At 58.3% G+C, this 8,127-nt stretch carries 3 protein-coding genes and 1 pseudogene; all 4 read right to left on the reverse strand.

Annotation, left to right across the window (positions count from 1 at the left end; translation table 11 throughout):
* Position 1 precedes the first annotated feature (1 nt).
* Positions 2 to 3,076, reverse strand: coding sequence for an efflux RND transporter permease subunit (locus PK789_RS06775; RefSeq protein ID WP_324307927.1), 3,075 nt, complete (start codon positions 3,074 to 3,076; stop codon positions 2 to 4).
* A 7-nt stretch (positions 3,077 to 3,083) separates the two neighbouring features.
* On the reverse strand, positions 3,084 to 4,841 hold the full coding sequence (locus PK789_RS11670) for an efflux RND transporter permease subunit (RefSeq protein WP_503011916.1): 1,758 nt from the start codon (positions 4,839 to 4,841) through the stop codon (positions 3,084 to 3,086).
* A 48-nt stretch (positions 4,842 to 4,889) separates the two neighbouring features.
* Positions 4,890 to 6,563 (reverse strand): annotated as a pseudogene (locus PK789_RS11675) (efflux RND transporter permease subunit); the annotation flags it as partial.
* Positions 6,560 to 7,678 (reverse strand): efflux RND transporter periplasmic adaptor subunit, encoded by a 1,119-nt coding sequence (locus tag PK789_RS06785; protein ID WP_324307942.1) that lies wholly within the window; start codon positions 7,676 to 7,678, stop codon positions 6,560 to 6,562. The pseudogene PK789_RS11675 and the gene PK789_RS06785, both read right to left, overlap by 4 nt.
* Positions 7,679 to 8,127: the final 449 nt, after the last annotated feature.

Here is an 8,127-nt window from a genome sequence, read left to right on the forward strand (position 1 = left end):
CTCATGTTGGTACCGCCCTGCGCTCTGTCCGCGTCATCCGCGCACGCACGATCAGCCGTGACGTGCCGCTGCGCAGGTCATCCAACATGGCATAGATGGTGGGCAGAAATAGCAGGCTCACTACGGTGGAGAATGCCAAGCCACCCGCAATTGCACGTGCCATGGGGTAGTACGGCGGGCCTTCACCAGCCACTTGGGTGTCCGACAGTGCAATCGGGATCATCGCCAAAATCGCGGTGCCCATCGTCATCATGATTGGACGCAGGCGTTCGCGGCTACCTTCCACCAAGGCATCGGTACGGCTCATGCCACGCCGGCGCAGATTGTTGATGTGCTCGATCATCACGATGCCGTTGTTCACCACCACCCCCATCAGCACCAAGATGCCAATGAACGCCATGATGTTGAACTGGGTGCCGGTCAGCCACAGTGCCCAATACACACCGAAAATCGAAAACACCACGCAGCTCATGATCGCCAGCGGGAACAACAAAGACTCGAATACCGCCGCCATCACCACGAACATCAAAATCAAGGCAATGCCGACATTGCGCAGCATTTGCTTATTCATGTCCATGTTCATGCCAAAGCCGCCACCGTCGAAGGTGTAACCGTAGCCTGGTGGAAAGTCGATACGCTTGAGCGTGGTTTCGATTTCTTGCTTGGCATCCGGCATGCTGGCACCCGGGGCAAGACTGGCTTGCACCTTGAGCATGGTCTGCCGGTTCATCCGCTGGATGGTATTGGCAGATGCTTGAATGCCGACATCCACCATTGCCAAGAGCGGCACACTGCGGCCATCGGTCGTGCGCACAGTAAACGACTGCAACTCTGATGGGCCGTAATTTTCTGCCCCTTTGAAGCGCACGCTGACCGGAACTTCAATTTCTCCGCGCTGAAATTCACGCAAATTAGCCCCGCGCAGCGCCATGCCCACGAACTGCGCCACCTGTTGCGCCGAAAAGCCGTACGCTGCCGCGCGCTCACGATTCACATGTACAGCCAGCTCGCTGTTGGCATCGCCAGTATCGATGCGCACATCGCGCAGCGATTTTCCTCTGGCCAAAATTGGCATGACGTCATCAGCCAAGGCCTTCAGCGACTGAGTTGAATCACCCGTCAGGCTGAACGAAATACTTTGATCACTACCACCCCCCATACCACCTTGGCGACCAATACCAATATTGGCACGCGCCGATTTTGGCAAGCTTTCGCGAATTTTGTCTTGGATTTTTTTGGCCTTGTCAGGATCCTTGGTGGCTAGCTCCACCTGGGTCATCGCCCAGCCTTGTTCGGCATAGCGCGAATACACTTCCTTGACATCAAATTGCTTGCGATTGGCATTGATGAAACGCTCAACCTCAGCTACCACTTTGCCCATTTCCTCTTTGGAATAAGAACCCTTCCACTGATAGAAAATACCCACTTTGGTGGGATCATCACCGTTGCCGGAATCACCTTTACTCAACTGGATGGGGATGATGCTCAACGCGATGATCAGCGCGATGCCGGCCACACTCCAGCCACGATGCTCCAAGGTCCAGCGTAGTACTTTTGCATAACGGGTCTGCAAGCGGGTAATCAATGGCGACTTCACCGCAGGTGGGGTTTGCATGCGCGCCGACAGCATCGGGATCAGGCTGATGGCCACCAACCACGACGCCAGCAGCGACACCGAAATTGTCACTGCCAATTGCGCCAAGAAAATGGTCAGCATGTTCTTTTCGCCAAACATCATCGGCAAGAACACGATGCAGTGGCACAAGGTGCCGGCCGATAGCGCAATGGCGACATGCCGGGTGCCAATGATCGACGCCAAGCGCGGCTGGCCCGGGTATTTCTCACGCTCTTGGTAGATGCTCTCCACCACCACCACAGCGTTGTCCACCAGCATGCCCACCGCCAGCAGCAGGCCCATCATCGACAAGATGTTGAGCGTGATCCCCGCAAAATACATGAAGCCCAACGTCATGATGAAGCAGATCGGAATGGCCAAAGTCACCATCAAGGTGGAAGGCCAATGCCGCAGAAAGAAATACAACACCGCCACCGACAACAGCAAGCCGATGCCGCCTGCCTCAGCCAGCGCGAGCAGTGAGCTGATGACTTCCTTGCCTTGATCATCGACGACCTTGATGCTGACGCCCTTCAGTGCTGGATCCCGCTGGAGAATTTCCAATTCCGCCCGCACCGCGTTGGAAAGATCCACCAGATTGGCCGATCGTTCCTTATAGATATCCACGCCCACACTGGGACGGCCCTCTACCTGCCGCACGTAGTTCATGCGCTGCGCTTGCAGGCCCACATCGGCAATGTCGCCCAAGCGTACGCCACGGGCATTGATCGGCATTTGTCGCAATTGTTCCAGGTCGGTCATCTCGCCCTTGGGCTGGACGCGCAAGCGACGACCACTGTCGGTGATTTCGCCGGCCGACACTGAGAAATTGGCCGACTGCAAGCGGCTGACCAATTCATTCAGCACCACGCCATTGGCAGTCAAACGATCGGGTTCGATCGCCACCACCACTTCCTGCACCGGCACCCCTTCCACTTCGATCCGCGCCACGCCCGGCAGGCGTTCCAGCCGGCGCTTGATGCTTTGATCGATCAACTCACCGCGCGCAGTCAAGTTTTCATTGCTGGTCAAGCGCAAACTGATCGCTTCTTGATCACCAGTACTCCAGCGCCGCACGAAATAGCGCTTGAAGTCATCGGGAAGTTGGTCACGGATAGCGTCGATGTGCTCCCGCGCTTCCGAGGCCGCCACCGCTACATCACGACCCCAATCGGCAAATTGCACGAATACCCCGCCACTATCAGCGCTGGCATTGGCATTCATCGATTTGATGCCGGACATGGTGGACAGTGCTTCTTCAATTGGCCGTACCAGATTGCGCTCCACTTCTTCTGGCGTAGAACCTTGATATGGCAATTGCACGAAGAAGAACGGCGCACTGGCCTCGGGCTGGGATTCCAGCGGCAAACGGAACGAGGCAATCAGACCGATCACCACCATCGAAATAAACAACATGATGGTGGTGACAGGACGGCGAATGGACAGCTCGGTAATGTTCATCGCAGGCTTACACCTTGCTGCCATTCAGTGGATCGTGCTCATGCGTCAGCACTTGTGAAAGCGCTTCGGCATCCTTGCGCGCACGTCGGCCGCGTTCGGCATAGAACTCGTCTGGCTTGCGATCCAGCAAGTCATACACCACCGGGATCACCACCAAGGTCAACAAGGTGGAGACCAGCAGACCACCAATCACTGTCACCGCCATCGGGCTGCGCACTTCCGCACCATCTCCAAACGCCAGCGCCAGCGGCAAAAAGCCAAACACCGCGCACAAGGTGGTCATCATGATCGGGCGCAAACGCGAGCGTGCACCTTCAACTAGTGCTTCGCGCTTGGCTACGCCGTCTTCGCGCAACTGGTTGACCTTGTCGATCAGGATGATTGCGTTCTTCACCACCAGACCCACCAGCAAAATCAAGCCGATAAACACCACCACTGAAATCACCGAACGGGTCAGCAACAGTGCAGCCACCGCACCCACCATCGCCAGCGGGATGGTGAACAAAATCACGAACGGGTGTAGCAGCGATTCAAACTGCGATGCCATCACCAAATACACCAGAAACACCGCCAGTGCGAACGCAAACAACAGCGAACGAATCGACTCATCCAACTCTTGGCCTTGCCCACCAATCTGCATGCCGATATCCACGCCGAGTGGATTGGCGGCCACCATGCTATCCACCTCACGGATGGCGTTGCCAAGATCAATGCCGCGCAAGTTGGCTGACACAATCGCCACCCGGCGATGGTCGGCACGGTGGATTTCACTGGGGCCGGTAGTGGCAATGACATCGGCCACGGCGGCGAGTTCAACTGCCGCGCCTTTGTTGGAATTAACGATCAAGTGGCGGATGTCATCCACCGACGCACGGTCGGTTTCTGCAGCACGTACCAGCACATCAATTTTACGGTCGCGGAAGCTGTAACGCGTGGCCACGTTGCCCTTGATCTTGTTGACCACGGCATCGGCAATCTGTCGCGTGGTCAAGCCCAGTGCCGCAGCACGGTCTTGATCGAAGCGGATCTGGATTTCCGGGAAACCCTGCTCCACCGTCGATTTCACGTCAGCGTAGTGGCCATTGGCACGCAACATCCGCGCCAGCTTGTTGCCGGCATCACGAATCGTATCTAGGTCTTGCCCTTCCACTTCAATTTCCAGTGGTGGCGACAGGCTGAACAACTCCGGACGACTGAAATTGACCTGCACACCCGGATGCTCACGCATGGTCGTGCGCAGGCCCTCGGTCAACGGCGCTTCATGCGCGTTGCCATCCATCACCACGGTCAGCTTGCCGATATTTTCACCACTTTCGGTGGGGCTGGCATCCAAACGGGTGCCAGTGCCGGAAACGCCATACAACACGCGCACACCGGCATCTTTGTGATGCGCGGCCTGCACTTGGCGCACCAAGGCATCGGTCTGTGCCAGGGGCGTGCCGGGGGGCAGCTTCGCGGTCATTTCAAAGCGGTCTTGTGCCAACTGCGGGATCAGGTCGGTGCCCAGTAGTGGCACCACCGCCAGCGTCAACGCAAATGCCACGCCCGCCACCAGCAAAATAGGCGCAGGCCGCGACAGTGCCGCCGGCAAGATACGCAGGTAAGCACGTTCGGCGCGTGCATAGGGCGCCATCGCCATATCGCTGGCCTTGCGCATCACTGGCCCCACAATGGCCCCCATGCCGCGCCAAATACGCACCATTGCCCACACCACGCTGAAGAAGCCATAGCGGAACAGCGCGCCCACGCCACGCCCGGCATACATGGCCGGCTTTTGCCAAGTCTTTTGTGCCTGCCAGCGCGGATGTGGGGCTTCTTCGGGGAAACCCAGCGGCGCACGCCCCTTCAGTGAGCTGAGCATCGGGATCAAGGTCATCGCCACCACTAGCGATACCGCAATCGCAATCGCCACGGTCAAGGCTTGGTCACGGAACAATTGCCCGGCAATACCCTGCACAAATACCAGTGGCAAAAACACTGCAATCGTAGTCAAGGTGGAGGCCACTACGGCCATGCTGACTTCGCGCGTCCCGGCAATCGTGGCATCGAGGATATTCAAGCCACGCTCACGCGCCTTGGCGATCGATTCCAACACCACGATGGAGTCATCCACCACCAGGCCGGTGGCCAATGCCAAACCACCCAGCGACATCACGTTCAAACTCAATCCCAACTGCCCCATCACAAAAAATGTGGTGATGATGGACACCGGCAGCGACAACGAAATAACGAACGTGCTCCAGCCATCGCGCAGGAACAAAAAGATGATCAGGATCGACAAGATGCCACCCAGCACACCGTCGAATTTCACGCTGTGAATGGCGTTACGGATGAACACCGACTGGTCTTCAATCGTGGTCAGTTCAACGCCACGCGGCAATTTTTCACGGATTTCTTTGAGCTTCTTTTCCAGCGCATCGGCGGTGGCCACGGTGTTGGCATCGCCTTCTTTGTACAGCGCCAGCTCCACGGTTTCACGCCCATCCAAGCGGATGATGGCCTCGCGTTCTTTGTAGCCTTGGCGGACATCGGCCACATCTTTCAGCCGAATCGCATCGGCACCACCAGCGCTGCTGCTGCCACCTTGCGACAACGCCGCCATTACGCTGGCATTGCCGCTGGCCGCCGCAACGCGCATGGCTTGCTGGGTGCCACTATTGCTGCTGGCCGCGGCGCGCGTGGTCAACAACATATTGCGAATTTCATCGACATTGGCAAATTGGTTGACCGTGCGCACCAGATAGCGCTGCGCCCCCTCTTCCAAGCGGCCACCGGAGACGTTCACGTTTTCCTGCTGCAAGCGCTGGATCACGGTGTCGATGCTCAGCCCCAGTTGGGCCAGCTTGCGTTGGTCCAAATCCACCTGCACTTCATCTTCCAGACCACCGCCCACTTTCACTGCGGCCACGCCCGCCACTGGTTCTAGCTTGCGCTTGAGGTCTTCGTCGGCAAAGCGGCGCAGCTCCATCAGCTGCCGGATTTCATCGTCACCACTGCTGGCTTGTTTGGGTGATAGCGCCAACCGCATGATCGGCTGGGTGGATGGGTTGAAACGCAGCAAGACCGGCGCTTTGGCATCCAACGGAAATTGCAGCGCCTCCATCTTGTCGCGCACGTCCAAGCTGGCCTGGTCCATATTGGTGCCCCAAGCAAACTCCAGCACCACGTCGCTTTGGCCGGTCCGTGACACCGACTTCAATTTACGTAAGCCCTTGACCACGCCCAAGGCTTCTTCCGCCGGTTGCGAGATCAGAGTTTCGACTTCCGACGGTGCCGCGCCGGGGTAGTCGGTGCGCACGGTCAAGGTGGGGTAACTCAAATCCGGCAATAGGTTGACCTTCAGGCCACCCAAGGCGATCAAGCCAAACAGCACCAAGGTCAGCGTCATCATGGCGATGGTGACGCGTCGGCGCGTGGCAAATTCCACCAGGCTGAAACCACCGCCCGGTGCGTGTAGCGGGTCGTGCAGATCGTCGGAAGGGCTCATTTGGCTGCCTGCGCCTTCTGGTTGCCGGCACCCTCAAGCACTTTCACCGCGCTGCCTTCACGCAGCGCGGACTTCCCGGCCACCACGACGTGATCGCCGGCCTTCAGGCCACTGCGCACTTCCACCCATGGGCCATCGTCGTAACCTAGCTTCAACGTGGCGCGTGCCGCCTTGCCGCCGCGCACCACAAACACTGCCGGTGCATTGCCATCTTCCAGCAAGGCATTGCGCGGAATCACCAAGGCATCGGCGCGCTGGTCATAGCGAATTTTGATGCGTCCAAACATGCCAGGTTGCAGCAAATCGCCGCCTGCAAATGCACTGACCACACGGAAGGTGCCGCTGCCGGCATCCACCACGGGGGAAACACGATCGATCTTGCCGTCAAAGGTCTTGCCCGGCAACGCATCCACCAGCAATTGCACCGGCTGGCCGGGCTTGAGCACTTCAATTTCGCGCTCGGGCACGTTCAATGTGGCCTCCAACCGCGATGTATCCACGATGGTGAAGATCGGCGTATTGATCTGCACAAAATTGCCAGGCTTGATGTCGCGGGTAGACACCACCCCCGAAATGGGTGCGCTCACATTGCCGTATGCCAGCTCCAGCTTGGCCATACGCCATTGCGCGCGGGCGTTATCCAAATCAAACCGCAATTGGTCTACATCGTTGGCGCTGACCATTTTTTGTTCGGCCAACTGGGTGGCGCGGCGATAGTTGGCTTCCAGCTTGCGTACCTGCGCATCGGCCTGCGCTTCTTGCAAGACCGCGCGATCCCGATCGATGCTGACCAAGGTCTGCCCAGCAGTCACATGCTGACCCACATCGGCAAGGACTTTCAGCGCGATGCCGGAGGTTTTGGACACCACTTGCGCGTCGGCGCGCGCCTCCAATGCGGCGGTGCCGTTGTAGCTGGCACTGATCGAACGCTGACCCGCCACGGCCACTTCTACCGGCACAGCCTCCGCACTTTTGTCCTGCTTGGCGTCCATTTTTCCGCCCGGACCTGCGGCCCCACCGCCTTTGCAGGCGCTCAATCCCAGCGCAATGGCCAGCAAACTGAAACGGGCAAACTGGCGCGTGGGACCAGGGCAATGGGCGGTGGTCGTGGGCATCTTAGGCATGGGATCAAGTTATTGGTTGGTGTTGTAGTCAAGTATATCACTAGGCAAATTCGAAATTGCATGCGCCGAAGGTCATGCTGTCATACGTCATGCCGGTCTTGCAGATGAGGCTTATGGCGAACGCCGTGGCACCAATTGCGGCAAACAGCACGGCAAAAATTCCGACGCGGCGGGACTACAAATGCAATGCCACGTGAAGCGCGCAGATTTCGCCGTTATACTCGCCTGAACGGTTGCCGACTCGGGCAGCCCACCCACAACACCCGATACAGCCACCGGAACCGCCCGATGATGCGACCGCTGCCGATTGCCGCAAGCCTTGCCCTGCTTTTGACGGCATTTGCCGTTCCTGCGCAAGATCCCCCTGCCCCCGCTGCAAGTGCCACTACCACCGCCGCCGTTGCTACCACACCGGCCGTTGCCACACCGGCCGTTGCCAC

The organism is Thermomonas sp., from assembly GCF_035369645.1.
Taxonomy (GTDB): Bacteria; Pseudomonadota; Gammaproteobacteria; order Xanthomonadales; family Xanthomonadaceae; genus Thermomonas.

Excerpts from the sequence above, each read along its gene's own strand:
- PK789_RS06775 (WP_324307927.1), bottom strand. The coding sequence starts at position 3,076 with ATGAACATTACCGAGCTGTCCATTCGCCGTCCTGTCACCACCATCATG.
- PK789_RS11670 (WP_503011916.1), bottom strand. The coding sequence starts at position 4,841 with ATGTATGCCGGGCGTGGCGTGGGCGCGCTGTTCCGCTATGGCTTCTTC.
- PK789_RS06785 (WP_324307942.1), bottom strand. The coding sequence starts at position 7,678 with ATGCCCACGACCACCGCCCATTGCCCTGGTCCCACGCGCCAGTTTGCC.